Source organism: Pectinatus cerevisiiphilus, from assembly GCF_004341685.1.
In the GTDB taxonomy this organism is placed as follows: domain Bacteria; phylum Bacillota; class Negativicutes; order Selenomonadales; family Selenomonadaceae; genus Pectinatus; species Pectinatus cerevisiiphilus.
Genome location: NZ_SMAA01000005.1, coordinates 16,276 through 39,992, shown reverse-complemented (window position 1 = coordinate 39,992; position 23,717 = coordinate 16,276). Strand labels below are relative to the sequence as shown.

The window sequence follows — 23,717 nt, the reverse complement described above, 5'->3', positions numbered from 1 at the left end:
ATAAGTTCATGTTCGTAATTTTTGGGGGAGGATTAAAAGGAACATTTCTGTTACATAAGAGAGCTCAGTATTAGTGATCGTTATACCGTAAGTTTCTTCTATGACTGTGAAACTTTTCTTTATTACATTGAAAAGAGTTTCATGGTCATTTTTTAATTTTATATAGTTCTTGTAAGAAAGGGATTCTTTGCGGATGACGCGTTCGAGCATACAGATTGAATGGAAGATGAATTTCACGAATATATGGTCTGTAAGCGGTTGGTTATAGTATTGTAATATGTTATTAAGCGCTTGACCAAGTAAGTCAGTCGCTTTTTTTACGTCAATAAATGTGGTGATATCAGCTAATGAAGAAACTATTTTAGTAAGAAGGTGGGGATCGAGGGAAGCAGACCATGTGAAAAGAGGATGTTGTTCAGTATCAACATATAATTCGGAAGCATAGTTTAATTGATTGTTGAGTAATTTTACAACATCATTCAGGGTGATATCAGGCATCATACAACGGCGTGCAGCTTCAAGGAGTAATGGCGTAGATATGTTGCTTATGGTTTTTATGGGAATACTTGTTTTGGCGGTAATCATGTCACCAAAATCGATAAGTGAACCCATGTCAACAAGCATGAGAATACCATGACCACAGTGAATTTTTTGGGCAAGTTCTGCTGCAAGCGTCAAAGTAGTATCCACTTTTGCATCAAGTGGCATATCTATAGCGTAAATTTCATGGTTGCCCATTAAGGATTTTACTACTTCGACCATGCTGCTGGCTGTATTGCGTCCGTGACAGACAACGATGATGGGAAGGGCTATGGATTTATTTTGCTTATTTATCGTATAAAAGAAAGAAGCAATTATAGCTATCTCTTCTGGTGGTATCATCATGTCAAACAGACCAGAAGCATCATCGCAGATTTCCTTTGCTAATTTATATTCAGTGGGATGTTTAAGCATAATTTCTTGTGAATTAATACCGGCAGCTGATTGACCATTTTCTAAGCGGTCTTTAAGCATCTCGAAATGGAGTGCCAGACTATAGATCATTTTATTATCAGCAGCGGCAATATTATCAGCCTTGAGATGACGTTTTATTATATTTGTCAGGTCAGTATTGACAATTTTATTTAAAATTTCTTTATCAATTTTTACTTTAGGACTGTTATTTGACGTAATGTTTTGATGGTATAGTTTTGAATGAATTTTTTCCTTTATAGTTTCTATAGCAACGCCGTCCTTATAAAACGATTGTGCTGTTTTGAGTATATACTCATAAAAACCAGCATCGACAGCATAGTCATCTTTTATTAGAAGATCACTGAGCTGGTCATTGTTACCATCGAAAACAATGGATTTGATATCATTAAAATTAAATGTTTTATAAAGTTCCTGGCGATTTGATGCAGATTGGAAAAATTCATTTTTTAAATTATCGGTTAGTTGCGATAATTTTATACTTATGCTTTGTTTGTAACCGGAGCTGGCTGATAGTACATTTTCGATAAAAGCATTGGCACATAAAACCTGGATGTCGTTGTGCAGCTGGCCGATATTACCACTACATTTATAGGTTAATAACACTTTTAAAACTTCTTTGGAAACGATCAAGGGTTTTTGGATGATTTTGGATTCAGCTTGAAAAAAGTGGTTGATTAGCTTCATTCGTACTTTTAGGGGGCGTTCGTTGAGCCCTGGTAGTGTTATAAGAATAGGAATACGACGGAAAAATGTTTTTAAAATAGCTGATTGGGGATTTTCTGTTGTCGCTGCGAGAATGAGGACGTTTGCCGTATGGTAGCTTTCTGTTTCACCTAGTTTTCGATATTTACCGTGGTCAATAAGAGTAAAAAGCATTTCTTGTCCTTCTGGAGGCAGACGATGAATTTCGTCAAGAAAGAGAATACCCCCATTAGCTTGGCCAACGAGACCGGTAGTTTCCTTAAAAGCACCGGTGAATGCCCCCTTTATATGACCAAATAGATGAGATAAAAGTAATTGGGTGTTTTCTGCATAATCCGAACAGTTAAATATTATGAAGGGCGCGCTTTTGGCCAATGTTTTCATTTCTACGGCATAGCGGTACATTATATTGGCAAAAGTTGTTTTGCCACTGCCGGTAGGCCCTGTTATAAGTGTATGCAGGCCATTGGGCGGATATAAAACTGCTGCTTTTGCCTGCTTGGCTTGAGTGTAAAGATCATCAGTCACACCAATTAAATTATTAAAAACATCGTGCTCTGAGACAGTATCAAAAATATTTTCTGCTGTATTTATAGAAATTTTCTGAGAAGGTTTCTGAAAACTTTTATCTTTATTGATCGGTTTTTGAGGAGGAGCAGCAATATAAGCTTTAAAAGCATCAAAATTGCTGAACACATTTGAAGCAAAATGAAGATGGTATATAGTTTCTAATAAATCTTTTTCAATGTATAGAACGGGTTTACCATTTATCTTTATTACGAGATTTTGTTTTAAGGCCACATTAAGTTCCATGCTTACATTATTGCGTAGTATACCAGTAACAGTTGCAATATGCATAGTAGTACAACCAAGTTGCGGGGAAATTTCTGGATAGATTTTTTTGGCAACGTCGTTACCATGCTCTTTTAGAATATGCAGTATTTTTTGTTTGCGAGAATAGTGCATATGCAAAACTCCTTTATAAATTGATACAGATTAATATGATGCTTTGATACAGATAATTATATCATGATATTCTGTATTAAAATTAATAAATTTTAGAAGAATTTGTATGTAAAGAAAAATTTTAGTAAACATTACCATCACTGAACTATATGGATATTTAAATAACGATACACATTCTTGTATGTGTATTGGCACAAAAATTGCTTATATAATAAGCGAAACGGTAATATAGGGAGGGTTTGGAAATATGGTTGCAGTTTTGCTGCTAACTCATGAAGATTTCGGTAAAGCAATGTTGAAAAGCGCTGAGCTGGTATTGGGATCTGTCGAAAGGGTGAAAACATTAGGTTTGCATAGAGGAGATGATATTACAGAATTTTGCGGTAAAGTAAAAAAAGAAATTGAAGAATTAAATCAAAATGATGGAGTTCTTGTCTTTGCTGATTTGTTTGGGGCAAGTCCATATAATGCGGCTGCAATAGCAAGTTCAAATGTAGAAGCACCATATAAATGTATCACAGGATTAAGTTTTCCTATGTTATTAGAAGCAATTACGATGAGAAATTCTTATGATTTGGAAGAACTTACCAAGCATTGTATGCAATCAGGTAAGGATGGCATAAAGGAATTATTTGCAGAATTAGCGTCAACAAAAGATTAAAGAGGAGAGAATCTAATATGTTAAATATTGTATTGACAAGAATTGATGATAGATTGATACATGGGCAGGTAGTGACTGCATGGGCTAAAGTTACAAAGGGAAATAGAATCATCGTAGTGGATGACGGTGTAGCAAATGACGATTTTATGTCTAAAATTATTAAGATGGCCGCACCTTCCTCGTTTAAAATTGGCATTCACACGATTGAACAGGCGGCTGAAATATTGCAGCAGGATGATGCAGGTGAAAGAGTAATTGTACTTGCTAAAACACCAATGACGATAAAGACACTTATGGAAAAAGGAGTAGAAATAAAAGATCTGGATTTAGGCGGTATGGGAGCGACAAAAGGCCGTAAGCAGCTTTATCGTAATATATCTATTTCAGAAGAAGAAAAAGAATGTTTTAAGCAACTAATAGATAAAGGGGTACATGTGGTTGTCCAGATTGTTCCAGATGATACACCTAAGGATATCCAAAGTTTTTTTTAAAGAGAAAGGGGCATAAAAATGGAATTGACATTGTTGCAAGCTGCATTAATAGGATTATTTTATTACCTCTCATGGAGTCCGTGGCTTAGTTATGCAGGTTTTTTTACTTTTAATAGACCACTGTTGGCAGGATTTATCACCGGTATCATTTTAGGGCATCCAATGGAAGGGGCACTGATTGGTGCAGGTATAAATGTTATTTATTTGGGCTTTATTTCGGCAGGTGGAGCGCAAATGGGAGATCCGTCCTTTGCCGGTTATGTAGGCACTGCACTGGCTATCGCTTCTAATCTTGATGTTGGGACAGCTATGGCTATTTCTGTTCCATTGGGGACAATAGCAACTGTTTTGTGGATTGCTAAGATGACAGTAAACTCATTTTTTGTGCATTGGGCTGATAGAGAAGTCGAAAAGGGTAATTTGAACATGGTAGCATTTATAAATGTAGTGCCACCACAGGTATTATTATTTGTTATGAGTTTTATTCCAGCAACGCTCGTTGTTTATTATGGACCTACGGCTGTAAATGGTATGCTTAACATATTAACACCTAATATCTTACACGTATTTAATGTAATTGGTGCTATGCTTCCTGCACTTGGTATTGCGATGAACTTGAAATTAATAGGTAATAGTTTCACTATGCCTTTCTTCATCTTAGGCATATTATGTTCAGTATATTTCCAGATGGATATCATCATAATTTCTATCGTCGGTGCAGTGATAGCGCTCACTATAAGTGCTATCAATTATCGTAGTGATAAAGGAGGTAACGCTTAAATGGCTGATAATAAATTAACAAAAGCGGATGTGCGTAAATCATGGTTTAACTGGTTTATGTTTGCCCAATCAAATTACAATTATGAACGGTTGCAGGCAGTGGCATTTGCCCATTCGATGCTGCCAATTATGAAAAAACTTTATCCACATGATAAAGAAGAACAAAAGCAGGGAATTACCAGGCATATGTCATTTTTTAATACTGAACCTATTTGTGGTTCGGTAATACATGGTGTAACTGTGGCAATGGAAGAAGAACGTGCTAACGGACAACCTATAACAGATGAAGCTTTTAATGGTATAAAGACAGGTTTAATGGGACCATTGGCAGGAGTGGGTGATACCCTGACACAAGGTGTTATAACACCAATTATGTTAGCAATATGTATTGGGATAACCAATAATAATAATATTGCCGGCCCAATAATTTTTCTTTTAGCACAGTTTATGATAATGACAAGTATTTCTTATAATATGTGGTTCAATGGTTATCGGTATGGTAGAAGAGCTGTTGAAGAAATAATGTCAGGCGGTAAAATAAACAGGGTTATCGAAGCTGCATCCCTTTTAGGAACTATGGTAATGGGGGGATTAGTAGGAAGATTCATCCCGTTAGAATTTTATTTGAATTTTGATCTGGGCGGAGGTGCTGCATTTAGTCTGCAACATGATTTGCTCGATAAATTGATGCCTGGACTTATTCCGTTAGTACTCACCTTAGTAGTTTTGCATTATGTCCGTAAAGGTGCTTCACCGATAAAATTGATGGGAGCATTGATTTTATTTGGTATTATAACAGGTTGCTTGGGCATATTCTAAAATAAATGTATTGATTGTCGAGCATAGATGTTATTTGCTATGTAGACAATATATAGATGTTGAAAATAAAGAGGGGGATTTTGGTGCGTAACTGGAAAGATTATATTGGAAGAAAAATTGATTGTGCTTGTGGAAAAGTACATGAATGCGATATGCGCCATGTACATATCACCCACGATGCTATTGCTATATTACCTGAATATATAAAAGAAAAAAATTATAAAAAAATTTGTATTATTGCTGATGTTAATACAGAAAAAGCTGCAGGACAGAAAGTTTATAAAATACTTGAAGATAATGGCATAAGTTATAGTAAATATATATTTACTAATCATGAATTGGTACCTGATGAATTGGCAGCAGGGAAGATTATAACACATATACCTAATGGCTGTGATCTTTTAATAGGCATTGGCTCAGGAGTCATCAATGATTTATGTAGGTTTACGTCACATACTATAAAGGCCGATTATTTTATAATTGCCACGGCACCATCTATGGATGGTTATGCCTCAGACGTAGCACCTTTGATGGTGGATAGTTTAAAGACAACATATGAAAATATGGGGCGTCCTACGGCGATTATAGTTGACACCGCTGTTTTAAAGGATGCACCAATGCATTTGATTACTGCTGGCATCGGTGATATCTTTGGGAAATATGTATGTCTTACAGATTGGAAGTTAGCACATATTGTCACTGGGGAATACTATTGTGATAGATTGGTTGATATAATGTATGGGGCTGTGGCCGATGTTGCAGCAGCTGCGGATAATGGCATAAAGGAACGTGATGAAAAATCTGTAGGTGCTGTTATGGAAGGACTTGCCTTAGCGGGAATTGATATGAGCTATAGTGGTAATTCGCGGCCTGCGTCAGGCAGTGAACACCATATGTCCCATTACTGGGAAATGATTTTTCTACAACATGGACATGAAGGTGTGCATCATGGGACAAAAGTAGGAGTGGGCACGATAATAGCATTGCTGTTATATCGGAAAACCGCTGAAAAATTGAAAGCTGCGTCGTCATTTGCAAAACCACATTTTGATAAAATGGCATGGGAAGAAAATATCAAACGTGTGTATGGACCGGCTGCACCAGGTGTTATAGCGCTCGAAGAACGTGCGCAAAAGAATACTGACGAAAATGTAGCAAAACGGCTTGCTATGGTTGCTAAGCATAAAGCAGAAATTATTGAACTGGCAGAAAAATTACCAACTGTCGATAAAATGATTGAACGCATGAAAAAAATAGATGCACCGTATCGTCCTGATCAAATAGATGTGACTATGGAAATGGTTAGGAATGGTATAATTTACGCAAAAGAATTACGGAATAGATATGGTGTGTTGCAGCTTATGTTTGATTGCGGATGGCAGCAGGAAATTGCAGATGAAGTATGCAAGCAAATAGAAAAGATGAAATAAATATCAATCAATTATTAATGCTGAAAAATTTGTTAATAAAATATTAACAATAAATAGTACAATAGATCAGTTGACAATAATATTTATATAGGTTATACTGCAAACAATGTACAAAAGGGAGTAGCTTATATAGGTAAGGTCAACAAACTGGTATTGTAGTAAATAGTGCCTGGCCTTATCGTTGACAAATGTCAATTAGCGAGACTTTCGACGTGATTTTTTATCACGCCGGAGGTCTTTTTTTATATATATGAAGAAAAATAGAGAATTATTGGAGGAATGAAGGAATGACAGCATTTATAACTTCACTGCTTTTCGTCATTTTGGCGGAAATGGGAGACAAGACACAGCTTCTGGCAATGGCATTTGCTGTGCGGTACCGCTGGCAGACTGTTATGTGGGGTGTGTTTGCCGCAACTGTTTTTAATCATCTTCTCGCGGTACTCATAGGGAATTATCTTACGCGGCTTGTACCAATATATTATATCCAAATTGCCGCATCAATCGCATTTATAATATTCGGTTTATGGACATTGCGGGGCGATAAATTAAGCGGTAAAGAAAATATGGCTAAGTATGGGCCCTTTTGGACAATCGCAATTGCTTTTTTTATGGCGGAAATGGGTGATAAAACACAATTGGCTACTATTACGCTTTCTTCTCAATTTGATACAGTGCTGCCTGTATGGTTGGGAAGTACCACTGGGATGATGCTGGCTGACGGCTTAGGAATTGTAGTAGGTATTGTTTTAGGGAAAAAGATTCCGGAACGTACGGTAAAATGGACTGCGGCGATAGTCTTTATTACTTTTGGCCTGTTCGGTTTATATAGGGCTTTGAATAATGAAGTGTTAATATTTACTTGTATTTTGGGTGCGCTTATTATTGCGGGAGCAGCTATTTATTTTATGTCGTATGTTAATATGAAAAACCATAAAAAAACAAAATGTAATTGTTAAATGATTTGGGAAATGGAGATATTATAGTAGAATAATTACAAATGGTAATTGCTACTGAGATATTATTCCAGGTGTTTATTGTTTGTTATGCCATCACCAATTTAATCTATTTAAACTGGTGATGGCATATTTATTATAAAAGTATATTATAGTGATTGGAATTATGGAGGAGATTAATTTAGCAAAGTTTTAAACGATTACTTTAGTTGCCCCAACGTTATTTTAATACTTCCAGCTATAAAAATGCCTTATATTAAGGAACTTTTATAGCTGGAAGTATCAAAACATTGAATATATAATAAAAGCAGTGGAGGATATTATGATGATTATTCAAAATAGAAGAATCTTAGAAATCCTGAAACTGTTTAGTAAGGAAGGCAATACTATTACAGGAAATACCTTTTCAAATTCACTAGGAGTAAGTAGTAAGACTGTACGCAAAGATATGAGGGCCTTGATGGTTTTGCTAAAAGATAAGGGCGCACATATTATTTCTAAAACAGGGCAGGGATATACGCTTGTAATTGATGATTACAAGAAATATGATAATTTTGTAGATATGTATTCTATTAGTAAAGAGAAATGTTATAAAGGTATTAACATAGTCCCCCTTTTATTATGATGATCGTATATCGTTTATCATAATCAGAATATTGATAAATTTTCTTCATAATAAAATGGTTAATCAAGAAGAATTAGCAGATGAATTATTTATAAGTTTATCCACATTAAAAAAATATTTAAAAGACATAAAGAACAACTTAAGTAAATTTAATATTAAACTTATTACAAATTGCAGAAACGGTATAAAAATAGAAGGTAATGAGATGCAAATACGTTATTGTATGTCAGCATATATTTTTAACCATGATAATCTATTAAATTTAGCAAATAATAAATTTGTTAGTGATATATTTCCTAAGGCTGAAATTGATACTATTAAAGATATAGTACTAAAAATAATATTAAAACATAATATTCATTTAACAGATGTAGCATTTAAAAATTTGTTGGTACACATTATTATTACCATGCGTAGAGCTATAAAAAAAAATACAGTTGAATATAATGAAAGTCAGCAGCAATATTTGCAAAAATCAAATTATTTTATTCCGGCAAGTGAAATATTAAATGCAGTAAATGTCCAATTGGGTGTTGATATAAGTAATGAAGTGTATTATTTAACACAACATTTTATTGCTAGTCAAAAGTTTATTGAATCAGCTAAGAGTCGGGATGATATTTTTCCGTTAGTAAATGATATATTGAAATCAATAGAAGCTAATACAGAAATTGATTTATCAATTGATAATGAACTTATATCAGGGTTGATGATTCATTTAATAGCAGCCATTAGCAGGTTGAAATTCAATATGAATATTAAAAATGATATTTTAAAAACAGTGAAAGATAATTATCCATTAGCGTTTGAAATGGCTGTTTTAGCAGCTGAAGTTTTAGAGAAAAAAGAACGTGTAAAAACCAATGAAAATGAAATAGGTTTTTTAGCAATTCATTTTGAGGCATCACTAGAACGTAATAAATTAAATACAAGAAAAATTAAACGTGCAATTATAGTTTGTAGTATGGGATTGTCTACAGCACTATTGGCAAAAAGTAAATTACAGAGGCATTTTGGTGAGAATTTGCATATAGAAAAAGTTATGAGTTGTTATGAACTAACACTAGAAGAAATAAAAAAAGTTGATTTTGTATTTTCGACAGTACCCGTTGCGATAGATTCATCTAAAATTGTAAGAATAACACCTATAATGTCAGAGGCGGATTTATTAAAAGTGGAAAAACGGATTAACAGAATTGCTAATAAGCATATTATTAATTATAAAAATTTTTTTAAAAAAGATTTATTCTTTCCAGCACTGAAAGCTAAAAGCGCATATGAAGTTATAGATTTAATTACTAATAAAATGATAAAGAAACAATACATTGATGAAAAGATAAGAACCATAATAATTAATAGAGAAAAATTATCTTCTACAGAGATCGGACAGTGTATAGCAATTCCTCATGCATTAGATAAAAATATTAAAGAAGCTTGTGTTGCAGTGGCTGTGTTGGATAGACCTATTATTTGGTATAAAGAATATGTACAATTGGTATTTTTGTTATGTATTCCTAAAAATTTAAATGAACTTTGGAGTGGTTTTTTCGAAATATTATTTGAAAAGTTTATAGAAGCTAAGTTACCTAATAAATGGTTAGTAAATAGAGGATTTGAAGAAATAATAAATAAATTTGAGGAAAGTGAAAAGTATGATAGCTGATTTAATTAATAAGTATACAGTGCGAATAAATATCAATGTTCAAAATTGGGAAGAAGCAATTAGAGAAGGGGGAAGATTATTAGAGAATATTGGTGCTATAGAGCAAGAATATATAGAAGCCATGATACAAGCTGTTAAAGATATTGGACCGTATATAGTATTGGCGCCGGGAATAGCAATGCCGCATGCTAATCCTGTAGCTGGAGTTAAAAAGTTAGGAATGAGTCTTATAACACTTAAGTCACCTGTAGCATTTGGTAATAAGGAAAATGATCCAGTAAGTATTGTTGTTTGTTTAGCAGCTACTAGGGATGAAGAGCATTTGCAAGAATTGTCAGAATTAGTGCAAATATTGGGAAACAAAGAAAAAGTAAAAAAGATAAAAGATGCGGCAACCATCCAAACTGTATTGGATATTTTTTCTTAGACTTGAATTATGAATTACTAAATATATAATGTGTTCATTTTAGGAGGATTTATTATGTTAAAAATATTTACGGTTTGCCCACAAGGGCTTGGTAGTAGCATGATTGCTAAAATACATGTAAGGTCAGTGTTAGATAAATTGGGAATAGAAAATGATGTAGAAACAGCTGGTGTAGCTTCAATTTTAGGTGAAAATTTTGATTTAATAATTACCGTTGAGGCATTAAAAGATTCATTGAAATACATTGATCCGCAAAAAATTATATTCATTACTAATTTTTTTAAGAAAGATGAAATTGAGAAAAAACTTATTACGAAAATTGAGGAATTGAAGAAACATAGGAGTGAAATATAATGGAAATTATTAATTTTATAGTATTTCAAGTGCTTTCTCAGCCTTCAATTTTACTTGGCGTAGTGGCCTTGGTCGGGTTATTAATGCAAAAAAGGCCGATGAACCAAGTAGTTATGGGAACATTAAAAACGATAATTGGTGTTTTGATTATTGGTGGAGGTGCGGGAATAGTTGGGAATTCATTAGCTCCGCTAGGAGTTATTTTGAATGCAGGAATCGGAATAAATGGTATAATTCCCACAAATGAAGCAGTCCTTCCGTTTGCTATTGCTAATTTTGGTTCAATGGGCGCATTGGTAATGGTAGGTGGATTTATTATGAATCTTATATTGGCTAGAGTGACCAAATTTAAATTTATTTATCTTACAGGGCATGTTATGCTGTATGTTTCATTATTTGTTACTGCTATATATGTATCATTGGCCAATCTAAGTGGAGCAATGCTATTTATTGTCGGTTCTGTAACTATGGGAATATATTTTACTTTTATGCCTGCTTTACTTAACCCGTATACAAAAAAGATTACAGGAGGTGAAGCTTTTACAATTGGACATACTGGTGATATAGGGTACTGGTTTTCAGCGTGGCTTGGTAAATATATTGGCAAACCAGAACAAAGTGCTGAAAAATTTAAATTACCAAAAAGTTTAAGCTTTTTTAGAGATTCTACAGCAAGTATGGCAATAACAATGGTTGTAATATTTTTGATAGCAGTCTTAATTACAGGGTATAGTTATGTAGAACAGAACATTAGCAAAGAAATGAATCCATTTATGTTTGCCATTATACAGGGGTTGACCTTTGCTGGAGGTGTAACAATAGTTTTAGCAGGTGTACGTATGATGTTATCTGAAATTATACCTGCATTTTCTGGTATATCTGAGAAAATTATTCCAGGGGCAATTCCGGCAATTGATTGTCCGGCGGTGTTTCCTTATGCACCAACAGCACTTATATTTGGTTTTGTATCTATGTTTATTGGAATGATAATAGGTATGTTTATTCAATTTGGAATTAATTCAGTATATATTATATTACCTGGAATAGTACCCGCATTTTTTGCTGGGGGCACTGCTGGTATATTTGGTAATAGTACTGGTGGGTGGAAAGGGGCAATTGTGGGACCTTTTATAGTCGGTATTGTCCTTACAATAGGTACAGGATATTTGATTCCTAGTACAGGAGCCTTAGCTAATACCGGAAGTACTTTTGGAGATCCGTTTTACGCAACAATAGGCCTAGCATTTGCAAAATTAATAGCTCTTTTTAATTAATATATTTGACTAATAATTTGTTTGAAGAGAGAGGAAAAAGTAATGGATATTATAGAATTAAAAAAAATAGCCAAGCGGATACGGTTAAGTACAATGCAGATGTTAGAAAAAGCAGGAACTGGACATCCTGGCGGAGCTTTATCAATGGTGGAGATATTGGTAACACTTTATTTTGAGAAAATGAATATAAAACCTCATGAACCTAATTGGAAATATCGCGATAGATTAATTCTTTCGAAGGGGCATGGTAATCCTAGCTATTATGCAGTACTATCAGAAAAAGGGTATTTTGCTAAAGAAAAGCTTTCTACGTTGCGACAGTACGGATCTATCTTACAAGGCCATCCGGATATGAATACTACTCCAGGGGTAGATATGTCTACAGGTTCTCTTGGACAGGGATTATCCATTGGGTGCGGAATGGCAATTGCTGCACATATGCAACATGAAAAATTCCGTGTGTATGTAATTGTTGGAGATGGAGAACTTGATGAAGGACAAAATTGGGAAGCATTAATGAGTGCTGTAAAATATAAACTTGATAATCTTACATTAATAGTTGATTATAATAAGTTACAAATAAATGGGTCTAATGAAGACGTTATGGGTATTGCCCCATTGGATAAAAAGTTTGCTGCATTTAATTGGAATGTAATAAGAATTAATGGACATGATTTTCGCGATATAAGAAATGCATTGGAAATGGCCTGTTCTACTAGTGGGCGTCCTACCGTTATAATTGCTGATACGATAAAAGGAAAAGGTATATCTTTTATGGAAAATAATCCCATTTGGCACGGGAAAATACCTGATAGGGTTCAGTTTGAAAAAATATTTAGAGAATTAGAAGGTGATATATAATGCCAAAGGCTATGCGGGATGTATTTGGGGAAACTCTCTGTGAATTAAAGGAAAATCCTAAGATTGTAGTTTTGGATGCAGATTTGGGTTCAGCTACAAGAGCTTTAAAATTTAAAGATGTATGTCCAGAAAGGTTTTTAGATATAGGAATTGCCGAACAAAATATGGTAGGAATTGCTGCAGGACTTTCAACGTGTGATATGATACCAATTGCTACAACATTTTCAGTGTTTATTACAGGTAGGGCTTTTGATCAGGTAAGAAATACAGTGGCACATGGTAACCTTAATGTGAAATTAGTAGGTACACATAATGGTGTATGCGTGGGATATGATGGTGCTACGCATGAGGCAGTAGAAGATATTGCGTTGATGCGCAGTGTACCTAATATGGTAGTTTTAGTACCAGCTGATGCTAAAGAAACTGAAATGGCTATAAAGGCTGCTATCGCTTATAAAGGTCCTGTATATTTAAGAATAAGTCGTATAGCGGTACCAGATATACACGGTGACGATTATAAATTTTGTATTGGTAAAGGTGAAGTATTAAGAGATGGTACTGACGTAGCTATAATTAGCACGGGAATTATGACAAGTCGTGCTATCGAAGCAGCTGAAATACTTCTTAAAGATGGAGTACATGCTAGTGTTGTAAATATATGTTCTATAAAACCCATAGACCGTAAATTGATAGTAGAAGTGGCAAAACGAACGAAACGTATAGTAACTGTAGAAGAACATACAATTATTGGTGGACTAGGTTCCGCCGTTAGTGAAATATTATCAGTTGAATGGCCAGTTCCAATTCGATTTGTTGGTATAAATGATGAGTTTGGAACATCTGGTGCCCCTGAAGTGTTATTGGAGAAATATAAGTTGACTGCTAAAGATATTATAAGGGCAGTAAAATCTTTTTAAGAGGGCCTCAAGAGAGTTATTATTATTTATCAAAATGAGAGCTAATTATATAAACCCCAAAGACCCGCAGCGCTTAATCTTGGGAAGAGATGCGCTACGGGTCTTTGGGGTTTGATGATTTTGGGTGGTTATTAATGTTGAGTATTATAAAAGTGGGATAACTTCTTTTACGGAGTCAAATATAAGATGGGGCTTGACTTCGGAAGATTCCACATCTTCAAGCTTAGTTTCGCCGCTTAGTACTAACATACTATAAAGTCCATTGTTCTTTCCAGCGGCAATATCTGTATAAAGCCGATCGCCTACCATTACAACTTTATCACCTGTTGTATGAAGTCTTGCTAGTAGATATTTTATAATATCTGCATTTGGTTTGCCAATAATATGGTCGGGATATCTGAAAGAAGAGGCCTTGATAAAAGCATGAATTGCACCTGCGTCTGGAATGAATCCAGTTTTGGTTGGGCAGTTATAATCAGGATGGGTTGAAATATAAGGTAAACCTGCTCTGACAAAATCGCAAACCTTACACATTTTATTGTAATCTAATGTGGTGTCAAAGGCAGTAACTACTACATCGGGATTAGTGTCATCAAGTGTAATGCCGCCTTCCCTAAACTCTTCTTTGAGTAAATTGTTACCTAACAAGAAAACTCTTTTTCCACGATAATTTTGTTGGAGATAATAAACTGTTGCCTGGCCTGAAGTCACGATTTTATCAATATCTACATCAAGACCCATCTTATGAAGTTTATCAACATAATTTTTAGAGTTTTTGGATGAGTTATTGGTTAAAAAAATATACCTACGTCCTGATTCTTCAATTTTCTTTAGAAAATCTTTTGCACCGTCTATCCAATATTCATCAAGATAAATAGTACCGTCCATATCAAGGGCAAATACATCAATATCTTTTAAAATATTGTCTTTGTCTTCGTTTACATTCGCAAGCATGTGTTTACACCTCTTTAGTTACTTTATACTCTTGAATAGAGTATAGCCAATAAATGATTTATTGTCAAACTATTATTGAAAAATGTTGAAAATTATATATTTATACATTAAATTAGAATTTTTTATATATTTAATGTACATTAATAAATTTTATGGGTTAAAATAGTGATTTATTCAACAGCTATAATCTCGATAGTAACGACAAATATAGATATTATGTCTATTATACACAAGAAAATTATAAAAGAAAATTGGAGATATTGTTTTTTTAGAATGAAATTATATTTGTAATATTTTATATAAACAATTCACCATAAATAAAAGCAGCGTATGTATGTCTAAAAAAATAAATGTCAAAGGAAAACAAATAACGCAATATATTAAAAAAAATACTTGCTTTTTAAAAATAATTTGTTATAATAAATGTAAATCAAAACAAATAAAATAAAAACGATAACAAACAAAAGACAAAAGGGCATTTAAACGCATTTTGTATTTTAATTATTAGGATTTTTGCTGGCATTATATATACAGAAGTGTTTATACACATGGAAATTTATTATTACTTGTAACTTTTAGAATGTTTTGCAAGTAAAATAAAGAGGGGATGGATTTATATGAAGTTAACAGCAGCTGCTGTTGAAAAGATGGGAATCAACGATTTTATTGGTAAAAAAATTGATTGTGAATGCGGACATGAACATTATATGAAGGTTGACAAAGTTATTATAGAAAATGGAGCTATAAATAAGCTTGTCAATATAGTAAATGAATATAACAGTAAACATCCGTTGATAATTGCAGATACTCACACATATGAAGTAGCAGGTAAAAAGGTAGAAGAACTCTTTGATAAGAATAATATTGAATATAAAACTTTAGTTTATCAAGTAGAACGTGATCTAGTTCCAGATGAACAAGCTATGGGTAAACTTATTCTTGCTGTTGATAATTCGACAGATTTTCTTATAGCGGTTGGTTCAGGCGTTTTGAACGATCTTACTAAATATATAAGCCGTCGTACCGGTATAAAAGGTATGATAGTAGCTACTGCACCTTCCATGGATGGATTTGTGTCAGATACCTCTGCATTGACTATCGATAATTTGAAGACTAGTGTTCCGTGCGAATTACCAAAAGTTATTCTTGGCGATATTGACATACTGAAAAAAGCACCGGAACGGATGATTTTAGCAGGGCTGGGCGACATGATCGGCAAATGTTCGGCACTGATAGATTGGAAATTGAGTAGAATTATAAATAATGAATATTATTGCGAAGCAACTGCAAAAATATCGGAAGATGCTGTCCAAAAATGCATAGATAATATTGATGGTGTCAAAACTCGTTCAGATACTGCGATTGCTAATATCATGGATGGCCTTTTACGTACAGGTATAGCAATGAGTTATGTAAATAATTCCCGTCCTGCATCTGGCTCCGAACATCATCTTTCCCACTATTGGGAAATGATGTTTTTGTTCCAAGGCAAAGAAGCTCTTTTACATGGAACGAAAGTGGGACTTACCAGTATCATTGCTGGAAAAATTTATGAAACGTTTGCGCATGAAAAAGTTGATTTTGATGCCGCTATTGAAGCTGCTAAAAAGTTTGATGAAGAAAAATGGGAAGCAGATATTAAAAGACTCTATGGAAAAGCCGCACCAGGAATTTTAAGGAATGCTAAAAAAGATAATAGAAATTCGATAGAAAATAGGATTAAAAGAATCAAAACGATAAGAGATAATTTTGATAAAATACTGGCTTTGGCAAAAACTGCTAAAACATCAGTATTTATTGAAAATATTATGAAAAAAGCCGGTGCACCGCTTCGTCCACAGGAAGTCGGCGTCGATGAAACAATAGTTCATAATAGTATGTTGATAGCTAAAGAAGTCCGTCAACGTTATACTATCTTGAATATGCTTTCAGACTTAGGGTTGACAGAAAAATATACAAAGATAATAGATGATTTTATTAAACAATAAGTTATAGTAAATTGTAGTTGCAGGATAAAAGATATATCTCTTTTATCCTGCAAAAATAGAAGGAGCAAATATGGAAAAGATATTATTACTTGCCTTTGTTTTATATATTGCTCAATGTTTTTTTGTATATATGCAGATGAATCATTTTAAGGCAACTGTGAGAAAGCTTATGGATAAAGGACATGTTGGTATAGGGGTAAAGAAACGTAAACTATCATCAGGGAATGTTGTTGTTTTAGTAACTGACGATTCTGGGCAAATAATTGAGGCAAAACAGATGAAGGGCGTTACTTTGCTGGCTCGATTTAAGAATATTGCCAAATGGGAAGGCAAAAATTATATGGAGTTAAAGCAGGAAGCCTTGAAGGAAAAAAAGAAAAACCAGGCATTGTTACAAGCCTTAACAAGCTTAGAAGAAAAGTTAAGTGTGGCATAAGTGTTTTTTTATATATGTCACTTATAAAATAGTTAGAAAATTTGCAATATCTAATTTATAATAATTAATATAAGTATTGCAATGATTATACAGTAAAAGTGGAGAAATTGTTTGTGTATTTAAATAACTAACAAGTGTAGACTGTAGGCATTTACATAAATCTATCGTTGAAGGGAGTGCAAATTCTTTCTTACACAAAGGGGTTATCAAAGTTCGTAAAAAATATTGAGGAGGAACAAAGATGGATGGAGTAACAGGGATTATGCAGTATTTGGGGGTATTGGCAGCAGGGTTTATCGGCCTTTTCCATAAAGGCGGGGAGAGCTTCGTTGGTATGGTTACCGGTATGCTGCCCACATTGATAGCGCTTATTACAGCTATTAATGCATTTATAAATATTTTGGGACAGGAAAGGATAAATAAATTTGCTAAGTTGACAAGCAAAAATATTATTCTGCGTTATACTGTTTTTAATGTAATTGCCATGTTCTTTTTGGGCAACCCCATGGCATATACGTTAGGACGTTTCCTGCCAGAGAAGTACAAACCGGCCTTTATGGATTCATGTATTAGCTTTTGTCATCCGATAACTGGTCTTTTCCCACATGCTAACCCGGCAGAACTTTTTGTGTGGCTTGGTATTGCAAACGGTATTACCCAGCTGGGATTAGATACAAGTGAGCTTGCTGTGCGGTACTTTATAGCAGGTGTAATTGTAATATTGATTCGCGGTATTATTACAGAAAAGATCACACTGTATATGATGAAGAAAAAAGGTATGCAGGTATAAAGGAGGATATAAAAAATGGCTAATGCAGTTAGAATAGAAAGAGGACCAAACGGTTTTGGCGGGCCGCTCACCATAAAACTGGAGGGAACCAGAAACAAAGTCGTATATATAACTGGTGGTGAAAAACCAGCAATAGCAGATAAAATAGCGAAAATATTAGGTGCAGAATTAATTGATGGTTTCAAAAATGGCGTACCAGATGAAGAAATAGCAGTGGCAATTGTAGATTGCGGTGGTACTTTACGCTGTGGTATATATCCGAAAAAAGGGATCCCTACAGTAAATTTAACACCGGTAGGAAAATCAGGGCCTTTAGCAGCATTCATAAATGAAACAATATATGTATCAGATGTAAAAGAAGACGGTATAAGCGCAGTGACTGCCGATGGAGCTGCGGCAAGCACACCACAGCCAGCACCGACAGCAGCAACACCAGCAACAAAAACTGCCGCACCGGCAGGAACGTCATCAGGAAAAGGAAATATACTTACAAGATTCGGTAAGGCTGCTGGTAGTGTAATAGCAATCTTTTTCCAAGCAGGTCGCGATACGATAGACATGGTTATCAAGACAATACTGCCGTTTATGGCCTTTGTCAGTATGATTATAGGATTGATAATGGGTTCTGGCCTTGGCGATTTTATAGCGGTACATCTTTCACCGTATGCAGGTTCATTACCGGGATTGTTCGTTATATCAGTAATTTGTTCTTTGCCTATTCTTTCGCCGATGCTTGGCCCAGGTGCAGTTATTGCCCAGGTTATCGGCGTACTTATCGGGACACAGATTGGGGCAGGGGCAATTTCACCACAGTTTGCCCTTCCAGCATTGTTTGCAATAGATTCACAGGTCGGTTGTGACTTTATGCCGGTAGGCCTGAGTCTTATGGAAGCAGAACCGGAAACAGTTGATATAGGTGTACCGGCGATACTTATGTCGCGTGCTGTTGGCGGACCAATAGGTGTTATTGTGGCATATTTTGTAGGCATTGGCTTATTTGCATAATAAAATTTCACAGCAAATTCAGGTGGGAGCATATCGGCACTCATCTGAGTTTGTTTAGTTTAAGTGATAAATACTTAAACTGATATTTTTTTATAAAAAGGATATCTGGATGGTAATAGCAAATAATACAATTTGAAAATTAAAGTAATATTTTAGGAGTGGTCAGTTTGAAGTACAGTGTAGAAATAACTAGTATTGGACCGTTAGCAGGGGATTTATTGGAAGCCGGTGACATGGTTATATTTGAGCAATGTGAAATGGAAGCATTAGCCGAAGTATGTTTTATGCATACTAAAGGAGAACTCAGTGAACCAGTGGCTGTAGGAGATAAATTTGTAATAGGTGAAAAAACCTATACGGTAACTGCTGTAGGTGAAGAAGCACAGCATACATTAAAGACATTGGGACATTGTACATTGAAATTTACTGACAAAGCTGAAGTTGAATTACCAGGACAGATAAATCTCAGCGGTGATGGTGCACCAGTACCTAAAATTGGTGATATTATTACAATTGGCTAAAATATTAGATGAATGGCAGTAATGAGTAGCAAGTGGGAATGCATAAAAGAGGAAACTATTTTTAAATGGTTTCCTCTTTTGCATTAGTAAAAAAGTTTATACTATTGAAAACAGTTTATCTAACATACTATATATAACATGGTGCAAGCATATGGGGAACGTATTATTTTATACTCTTTAAATATTCAGCAATGTCATCTACGACTTTTTCAGTACCTATACCTGTGATGAAAGGAAGTCCTGGAAATCTTTTTACACCACCGAGCATAGAGTCAGAAATCGTGGTTGTCGGAACTACTACATGTGGTTGAAAAGTGGATAGCTTGGCTGTTATATCAGTGGCATTGCATTCGAGAACTTCTACGTCAATCCCTTTTTCTGTTAAAAGTTTGCGGCACTTTTCAGCGGCAACTGTTGAAGTGGCGATACCTGAGCCACATATGGCTAATAATCTGTATTTCATTATAAATACCTCTCTTTTTTCTTTTTAAATTTTATTTAAATAAATATATTAATTATCATTAATCTATCATTAATCAATAGCAGTCGATATAAGTGAAATTGTTTTTACTTATACAGTTATTCTTCCTGACATGAGTTTTGTAAGTTCTTCTGAAGAATGTGCTTGAAGCAGATTTTCCATGAGAATATTATCCTGCAAATTTTCCATGAGTTCAGATAATAATTGAAGCTGATTTTCACTTTTTTTCATAGCAAGCATGAAAATCATTTTTACAGATACATCTTGACTAGCGTCTCCCATATTTTTGAAGACGACAGGAGTTTTTAGTGTAGAAATAGAGATCATGGGTTTATTTACGTGGCAACAATCAGTGTGCGGAAGAGCAATACCACATTTTTCGAAAGGAAGCCCTGTGGGAAAAGATTTTTCCCTAGTAATTATTGCTTCTGGATAAGTGCTTTTTACATAACCAAAGTCATATAATAAAGAACTAATTTTTTTTAGTGCGTCTTTTGCATTATTGGCTTCCAATGCTATTTGATTTACAGATGTATCAAATTGAAATGTTTTTTCCATAAAACGTTGTCTATTATTTGTTTTTTATAATAGACGATTCACCTCCCCGCATATTACATTTTTCTGTTGCTGATGTTGGCAGCAGTGCAGAGCTTGACAAGCTTTTTAATTGATTCATAACCGGCCGCATCATTATAAAGTATGTCGTATAATCCAGACAGTAATGGCATGCTGGCAGAAGGTATTTTCCCTTCTTTTTCTAAGGATTTCATTAATAGATAACCGAATTTTATGGCAGGATAACCTTCTACGGTAATATCATTTTCTTTCATCTTGGCAATTGCTTGACTTGCAGATAATCCGCTGCCAATAGCTTCACCTAGAGTGCGGTTACGACCCGCTTCACCGGTAAGTTCTAAGTCTCCCATACCAGGCAGGCCGAGCACTGGTCCCAGTGTTCCACCAAGCGCTTTTGCAAAAATGCCCATTTCAGTAACAGCATATGTAAATAATGCGCCTTTAGTATTTTTGTGAAGAAATCCTCCTTTTTGCTGAGGAAAACCTTCAGCCATGCCTAGACCTACACAATAGGCATTTTTCATGGCAGCACAAAGTTCGGTGCTGGTTACGTCGTCTGTCGTATCGATATTATATACTTCTGTTTCAGCTAGAGTACGTAATTTTACCGCAGCCTTGATATTAGTGCTGGCATAAGTTACAGATGTGGGAACACCCCATAATACTTCAATAGCTTTACATGGACCGGCAACAAAAACAAAATCTATTTGTTGTTTTAACCTGCTGGGGAGGCGTTCTGCTAAAATATTGGGTAAAAGTACTATTTTACCTGATTTATCATAGTTAAAACCTTTGGTTACACTGCCTACCAGCATCCCAGGTTTTAAGTAAGGAACCACCTGTTCAAAAACAGTACCTAAGGCATCAGAAGTAATTGCCATTACTACAACATCAGTATCTTTAAGCGCTTCTGCTAATTCATTATGATAGAAAAATTTAACAGATTTTGGTAAGGGATAGTTATGTTTGGGATGGTTTTTACCAGCTTTAAGACTATCTATTATAGAATTATCAAGAGGGGAACCCCATAATCTTACATCGTTACCATTATCCGCTATAGGTTTGGTAAAAGCACTTCCCATTGCACCTGCACCGATGACTGTTATTTTTGCCATTTTTACATTACTCCTTTATATTATTATTTTTACACAGATGTTTTTTGTGTATATCGTTTGTAAAATATCCAGGCAGCGCCGCATAATACGACGATTGTGTTTAATATGTCTTGGTTTGCATAATACATATCTGCCAAATTACATAGATAAGGACCTGCCATTATACGCATTGTTTGAATAAGAAACATAAGTTTACCTCGTCTTTAGGTTAGTGGCATGGAATAGAGGAATCTATTCCATGCCTTTTTGTTTGCCTAATAACCAAAATTAGTAGAAAGTTTGACGATGGATATATTTTTATAATGATACTATTGGAAAAAAGCAATGATTTTATAAATTATATAAGGAATGAAATGTGATCCACCATCAAGAGAAGATACTGCAAGTGTGCCTTCGGGGAAAGGAAAACCAACTTCTTTAGCCATTATTGTACTTACTGGAGCTATATCTGTAGCAATATAAAGAATGAAAATCATAAGTATCGTGCTGATGATAAGCCCACGAAATACATTGCCGCGTGAAGCACCTACGGCCCAGAGAAGACAGAAACATAAACCAGCTAAATCAGTGAAGGGCATTATGCGGTTACCAGGCAATATTGCTGCTAACAGTAATGTGATAGGAATCATCAACAGACATACTGCCATTACTGAGGGATTGCCGACTACAACGGCTGAATCAAGACCGATAAAAACTTTTTTGCCAGGAAATCTGCTGTTCAAAAATTCACGGGCACTATCTGATAAAGGCATAAGGCCTTCCATGAGTATTTTTGACATGCGTGGTAATAAAAACATAACAGCAGCCATATTAATACCTAGTTGAATAATTCCCTTAGAATCATAGCCAGCTAAAAATCCAATAAAACCGCCAAGTACAAGGCCTATAAACATGGGTTCACCCATTACACCAAAATGTTTTTGGATTGACTGTGGATTAAGTTCGATTTTATTTATAACAGGAATTTTATCAATTATTTTATTGAGCAAAATACATATTGGAGCCCAACCGACATCCTCTGTATGTGGTAGAGAGATCCCCGGCATACCAAAATATTTTTCAACATAAGGTTGGGTATAATCAGCTAATTTGAGAACGATGATAATTGTTATACAAGAAGCGATGATGCCAAGGACGGTGCTTCCTGTCTTGTACATTACTAAACCACCAGCAAAGATGAAATGCCAATAATTCCATAAATCAATATCCATCGTTTTAGTCCAATTCATTGTCAGCATTATGATGTTTATTAATACGCCCATAATGAATACGATTGGCACTATAGGTGTACCGAAACTTATTGCGGCATGTACGGGCCAGCCGACATCAAGGACATCAAGATGGAGACCAAAATTTTCTACCATAGCTTTGGCTGCGGGAGAAAGATTACTTGAAAAAAGACCTATTACCAAAAATATACCGGCAAAACCCATGCCAACGGTTAAACCTGAACGAATAGCTTGCGAAAACTTTTGCCTTAATCCTAAGCCCAAAAGCATTATGATTATAGGCATCATTACAGTAGCGCCTAAATCCAAAATGAAACGTATAAGATTTTGAATTGCGTCCATGGAATTTTCTCTCCTTTGGTTTTAAAATATCATTGCCATGTCGTAACATGGGCAGTCTTTGAAATAATAAGATATTGTATTGTGTAAGCATAATGAATTAACTATTAATTTCATAAGAAGCATAATAGAAGTTACAAAAATATATACCTTTAAATTTTGACTGCTTACTGAAGTAGGGAAAATGTTAAGTAGATCAGCAGAAATAGTACTTGCAAGTAAATAGCATGATAACTTTAACTTCACAATCTAAATAATGCAAAATGCGTGCCAAAATAGTGTATACCATATTTTAAAAGGTATTAACGAAAAAAATATACACAAAATTCATGAAATGTGGTAGTGTATAGATATAAAAATGATAGTGCATATAATTCGAAAA

General features: G+C 34.7%; 24 protein-coding genes. 18 read left to right on the top strand and 6 right to left on the bottom strand.

Translation table 11 applies throughout. The annotated features are described in order from the left end of the window. Positions 1–6 precede the first annotated feature (6 nt). Positions 7–2,643 (bottom strand): sigma-54-dependent transcriptional regulator, encoded by a 2,637-nt coding sequence (locus tag EDC37_RS04210; protein ID WP_132548247.1) that lies wholly within the window; start codon positions 2,641–2,643, stop codon positions 7–9. Between the two features lie 247 nt (positions 2,644–2,890). On the opposite strand from EDC37_RS04210, the gene EDC37_RS04205 reads away from it, so the two are divergent. From EDC37_RS04205 to EDC37_RS04145, 13 genes are all read left to right on the top strand, one after another. After that, the gene (locus EDC37_RS04205; protein WP_132548245.1) at positions 2,891–3,304 is read left to right on the top strand and encodes a PTS sugar transporter subunit IIA; all 414 of its coding nucleotides are present in this window, start codon (positions 2,891–2,893) and stop codon (positions 3,302–3,304) included. 17 nt (positions 3,305–3,321) lie between these two features. Continuing rightward, the gene (locus EDC37_RS04200; protein WP_132548243.1) at positions 3,322–3,795 is read left to right on the top strand and encodes a PTS sugar transporter subunit IIB; all 474 of its coding nucleotides are present in this window, start codon (positions 3,322–3,324) and stop codon (positions 3,793–3,795) included. 18 nt (positions 3,796–3,813) lie between these two features. Further along, positions 3,814–4,575 (top strand): PTS mannose/fructose/sorbose/N-acetylgalactosamine transporter subunit IIC, encoded by a 762-nt coding sequence (locus tag EDC37_RS04195; protein ID WP_132548241.1) that lies wholly within the window; start codon positions 3,814–3,816, stop codon positions 4,573–4,575. Then, complete coding sequence (locus tag EDC37_RS04190) at positions 4,576–5,394, top strand: PTS system mannose/fructose/sorbose family transporter subunit IID (protein ID WP_132548239.1); 819 nt, start codon at positions 4,576–4,578, stop codon at positions 5,392–5,394. An 83-nt stretch (positions 5,395–5,477) separates the two neighbouring features. Further along, the gene (locus EDC37_RS04185) at positions 5,478–6,824 is read left to right on the top strand and encodes a sn-glycerol-1-phosphate dehydrogenase (RefSeq protein WP_243642168.1); all 1,347 of its coding nucleotides are present in this window, start codon (positions 5,478–5,480) and stop codon (positions 6,822–6,824) included. 287 nt (positions 6,825–7,111) lie between these two features. Then, positions 7,112–7,783 (top strand): TMEM165/GDT1 family protein, encoded by a 672-nt coding sequence (locus EDC37_RS04180; RefSeq protein ID WP_132548235.1) that lies wholly within the window; start codon positions 7,112–7,114, stop codon positions 7,781–7,783. A 319-nt stretch (positions 7,784–8,102) separates the two neighbouring features. Further along, a complete protein-coding gene (locus EDC37_RS04175) occupies positions 8,103–8,405 on the top strand; it encodes a helix-turn-helix domain-containing protein (RefSeq protein ID WP_132548233.1) in 303 nt (100 codons plus the stop codon). A 55-nt stretch (positions 8,406–8,460) separates the two neighbouring features. Further along, positions 8,461–10,068 carry a BglG family transcription antiterminator gene (locus tag EDC37_RS04170; RefSeq protein WP_132548231.1) on the top strand — a complete coding sequence of 536 codons (1,608 nt, stop codon included), beginning with the start codon at positions 8,461–8,463 and terminating at the stop codon, positions 10,066–10,068. Next, complete coding sequence (locus EDC37_RS04165; RefSeq protein ID WP_132548229.1) at positions 10,058–10,495, top strand: PTS sugar transporter subunit IIA; 438 nt, start codon at positions 10,058–10,060, stop codon at positions 10,493–10,495. Before EDC37_RS04170 ends, EDC37_RS04165 begins: the two co-directional genes overlap by 11 nt. Before the next feature lie 54 nt (positions 10,496–10,549). Continuing rightward, positions 10,550–10,849 (top strand): PTS sugar transporter subunit IIB, encoded by a 300-nt coding sequence (locus tag EDC37_RS04160; RefSeq protein ID WP_132548227.1) that lies wholly within the window; start codon positions 10,550–10,552, stop codon positions 10,847–10,849. Next, positions 10,849–12,123, top strand: a complete 1,275-nt coding sequence (locus EDC37_RS04155) for a PTS ascorbate transporter subunit IIC (protein WP_132548225.1) — start codon at positions 10,849–10,851, stop codon at positions 12,121–12,123. Before EDC37_RS04160 ends, EDC37_RS04155 begins: the two co-directional genes overlap by 1 nt. A 42-nt stretch (positions 12,124–12,165) precedes the next feature. Continuing rightward, on the top strand, positions 12,166–12,984 hold the full coding sequence (locus tag EDC37_RS04150; protein ID WP_132548223.1) for a transketolase: 819 nt from the start codon (positions 12,166–12,168) through the stop codon (positions 12,982–12,984). Beyond that, entirely contained in the window at positions 12,984–13,901 is a 918-nt protein-coding gene (locus EDC37_RS04145; protein WP_132548221.1) for a transketolase family protein, read from the top strand. The genes EDC37_RS04150 and EDC37_RS04145 overlap by 1 nt, the downstream gene beginning before the upstream one ends. 144 nt (positions 13,902–14,045) lie before the next feature. On the opposite strand, the gene EDC37_RS04140 is transcribed toward EDC37_RS04145, so the two are convergent. Beyond that, positions 14,046–14,855 (bottom strand): HAD-IIA family hydrolase, encoded by an 810-nt coding sequence (locus tag EDC37_RS04140; RefSeq protein WP_132548219.1) that lies wholly within the window; start codon positions 14,853–14,855, stop codon positions 14,046–14,048. A 617-nt stretch (positions 14,856–15,472) separates the two neighbouring features. On the opposite strand from EDC37_RS04140, the gene EDC37_RS04135 reads away from it, so the two are divergent. The 5 genes from EDC37_RS04135 (at position 15,473) to EDC37_RS04115 (ending at position 19,595) form a co-directional block, all read left to right on the top strand. Next, positions 15,473–16,843 (top strand): sn-glycerol-1-phosphate dehydrogenase, encoded by a 1,371-nt coding sequence (locus EDC37_RS04135; RefSeq protein WP_132548217.1) that lies wholly within the window; start codon positions 15,473–15,475, stop codon positions 16,841–16,843. Positions 16,844–16,913: 70 nt separating this feature from the next. Then, a complete protein-coding gene (locus tag EDC37_RS04130; protein ID WP_132548215.1) occupies positions 16,914–17,279 on the top strand; it encodes a transcriptional regulator GutM in 366 nt (121 codons plus the stop codon). Between the two features lie 262 nt (positions 17,280–17,541). Then, positions 17,542–18,069 carry a PTS glucitol/sorbitol transporter subunit IIC gene (gene srlA / locus EDC37_RS04125; protein ID WP_132548547.1) on the top strand — a complete coding sequence of 176 codons (528 nt, stop codon included), beginning with the start codon at positions 17,542–17,544 and terminating at the stop codon, positions 18,067–18,069. A gap of 15 nt (positions 18,070–18,084) precedes the next feature. Further along, positions 18,085–19,074, top strand: a complete 990-nt coding sequence (gene srlE / locus EDC37_RS04120; RefSeq protein ID WP_132548213.1) for a PTS glucitol/sorbitol transporter subunit IIB — start codon at positions 18,085–18,087, stop codon at positions 19,072–19,074. 167 nt (positions 19,075–19,241) lie between these two features. Continuing rightward, positions 19,242–19,595, top strand: coding sequence for a PTS glucitol/sorbitol transporter subunit IIA (locus tag EDC37_RS04115; protein WP_132548211.1), 354 nt, complete (start codon positions 19,242–19,244; stop codon positions 19,593–19,595). Between the two features lie 163 nt (positions 19,596–19,758). Here the strand turns inward: EDC37_RS04115 and EDC37_RS04110 are convergent, their stop codons facing one another. The 4 genes from EDC37_RS04110 to EDC37_RS04095 form a co-directional block, all read right to left on the bottom strand. Beyond that, complete coding sequence (locus EDC37_RS04110; protein WP_231039953.1) at positions 19,759–20,058, bottom strand: PTS sugar transporter subunit IIB; 300 nt, start codon at positions 20,056–20,058, stop codon at positions 19,759–19,761. A 108-nt stretch (positions 20,059–20,166) separates the two neighbouring features. Then, positions 20,167–20,634 carry a PTS sugar transporter subunit IIA gene (locus EDC37_RS04105; protein WP_132548207.1) on the bottom strand — a complete coding sequence of 156 codons (468 nt, stop codon included), beginning with the start codon at positions 20,632–20,634 and terminating at the stop codon, positions 20,167–20,169. Between the two features lie 53 nt (positions 20,635–20,687). After that, on the bottom strand, positions 20,688–21,767 hold the full coding sequence (locus EDC37_RS04100; protein WP_132548205.1) for an NAD(P)H-dependent glycerol-3-phosphate dehydrogenase: 1,080 nt from the start codon (positions 21,765–21,767) through the stop codon (positions 20,688–20,690). Between the two features lie 308 nt (positions 21,768–22,075). Further along, a complete protein-coding gene (locus tag EDC37_RS04095) occupies positions 22,076–23,338 on the bottom strand; it encodes a PTS galactitol transporter subunit IIC (protein WP_132548203.1) in 1,263 nt (420 codons plus the stop codon). Between the last annotated feature and the right edge of the window lie 379 nt (positions 23,339–23,717).

What these genes read in the sequence shown, in the direction of transcription:
- EDC37_RS04210 (WP_132548247.1), bottom strand. Translation starts at nt 2,643, where the DNA reads ATGCACTATTCTCGCAAACAAAAAATACTGCATATTCTAAAAGAGCAT.
- EDC37_RS04205 (WP_132548245.1), top strand. Translation starts at nt 2,891, where the DNA reads ATGGTTGCAGTTTTGCTGCTAACTCATGAAGATTTCGGTAAAGCAATG.
- EDC37_RS04200 (WP_132548243.1), top strand. Translation starts at nt 3,322, where the DNA reads ATGTTAAATATTGTATTGACAAGAATTGATGATAGATTGATACATGGG.
- EDC37_RS04195 (WP_132548241.1), top strand. Translation starts at nt 3,814, where the DNA reads ATGGAATTGACATTGTTGCAAGCTGCATTAATAGGATTATTTTATTAC.
- EDC37_RS04190 (WP_132548239.1), top strand. Translation starts at nt 4,576, where the DNA reads ATGGCTGATAATAAATTAACAAAAGCGGATGTGCGTAAATCATGGTTT.
- EDC37_RS04180 (WP_132548235.1), top strand. Translation starts at nt 7,112, where the DNA reads ATGACAGCATTTATAACTTCACTGCTTTTCGTCATTTTGGCGGAAATG.
- EDC37_RS04175 (WP_132548233.1), top strand. Translation starts at nt 8,103, where the DNA reads ATGATGATTATTCAAAATAGAAGAATCTTAGAAATCCTGAAACTGTTT.
- EDC37_RS04170 (WP_132548231.1), top strand. Translation starts at nt 8,461, where the DNA reads ATGGTTAATCAAGAAGAATTAGCAGATGAATTATTTATAAGTTTATCC.
- EDC37_RS04165 (WP_132548229.1), top strand. Translation starts at nt 10,058, where the DNA reads ATGATAGCTGATTTAATTAATAAGTATACAGTGCGAATAAATATCAAT.
- EDC37_RS04160 (WP_132548227.1), top strand. Translation starts at nt 10,550, where the DNA reads ATGTTAAAAATATTTACGGTTTGCCCACAAGGGCTTGGTAGTAGCATG.
- EDC37_RS04155 (WP_132548225.1), top strand. Translation starts at nt 10,849, where the DNA reads ATGGAAATTATTAATTTTATAGTATTTCAAGTGCTTTCTCAGCCTTCA.
- EDC37_RS04150 (WP_132548223.1), top strand. Translation starts at nt 12,166, where the DNA reads ATGGATATTATAGAATTAAAAAAAATAGCCAAGCGGATACGGTTAAGT.
- EDC37_RS04145 (WP_132548221.1), top strand. Translation starts at nt 12,984, where the DNA reads ATGCCAAAGGCTATGCGGGATGTATTTGGGGAAACTCTCTGTGAATTA.
- EDC37_RS04140 (WP_132548219.1), bottom strand. Translation starts at nt 14,855, where the DNA reads ATGCTTGCGAATGTAAACGAAGACAAAGACAATATTTTAAAAGATATT.
- EDC37_RS04135 (WP_132548217.1), top strand. Translation starts at nt 15,473, where the DNA reads ATGAAGTTAACAGCAGCTGCTGTTGAAAAGATGGGAATCAACGATTTT.
- EDC37_RS04130 (WP_132548215.1), top strand. Translation starts at nt 16,914, where the DNA reads ATGGAAAAGATATTATTACTTGCCTTTGTTTTATATATTGCTCAATGT.
- srlA (WP_132548547.1), top strand. Translation starts at nt 17,542, where the DNA reads ATGCAGTATTTGGGGGTATTGGCAGCAGGGTTTATCGGCCTTTTCCAT.
- srlE (WP_132548213.1), top strand. Translation starts at nt 18,085, where the DNA reads ATGGCTAATGCAGTTAGAATAGAAAGAGGACCAAACGGTTTTGGCGGG.
- EDC37_RS04110 (WP_231039953.1), bottom strand. Translation starts at nt 20,058, where the DNA reads ATGAAATACAGATTATTAGCCATATGTGGCTCAGGTATCGCCACTTCA.
- EDC37_RS04105 (WP_132548207.1), bottom strand. Translation starts at nt 20,634, where the DNA reads ATGGAAAAAACATTTCAATTTGATACATCTGTAAATCAAATAGCATTG.
- EDC37_RS04100 (WP_132548205.1), bottom strand. Translation starts at nt 21,767, where the DNA reads ATGGCAAAAATAACAGTCATCGGTGCAGGTGCAATGGGAAGTGCTTTT.
- EDC37_RS04095 (WP_132548203.1), bottom strand. Translation starts at nt 23,338, where the DNA reads ATGGACGCAATTCAAAATCTTATACGTTTCATTTTGGATTTAGGCGCT.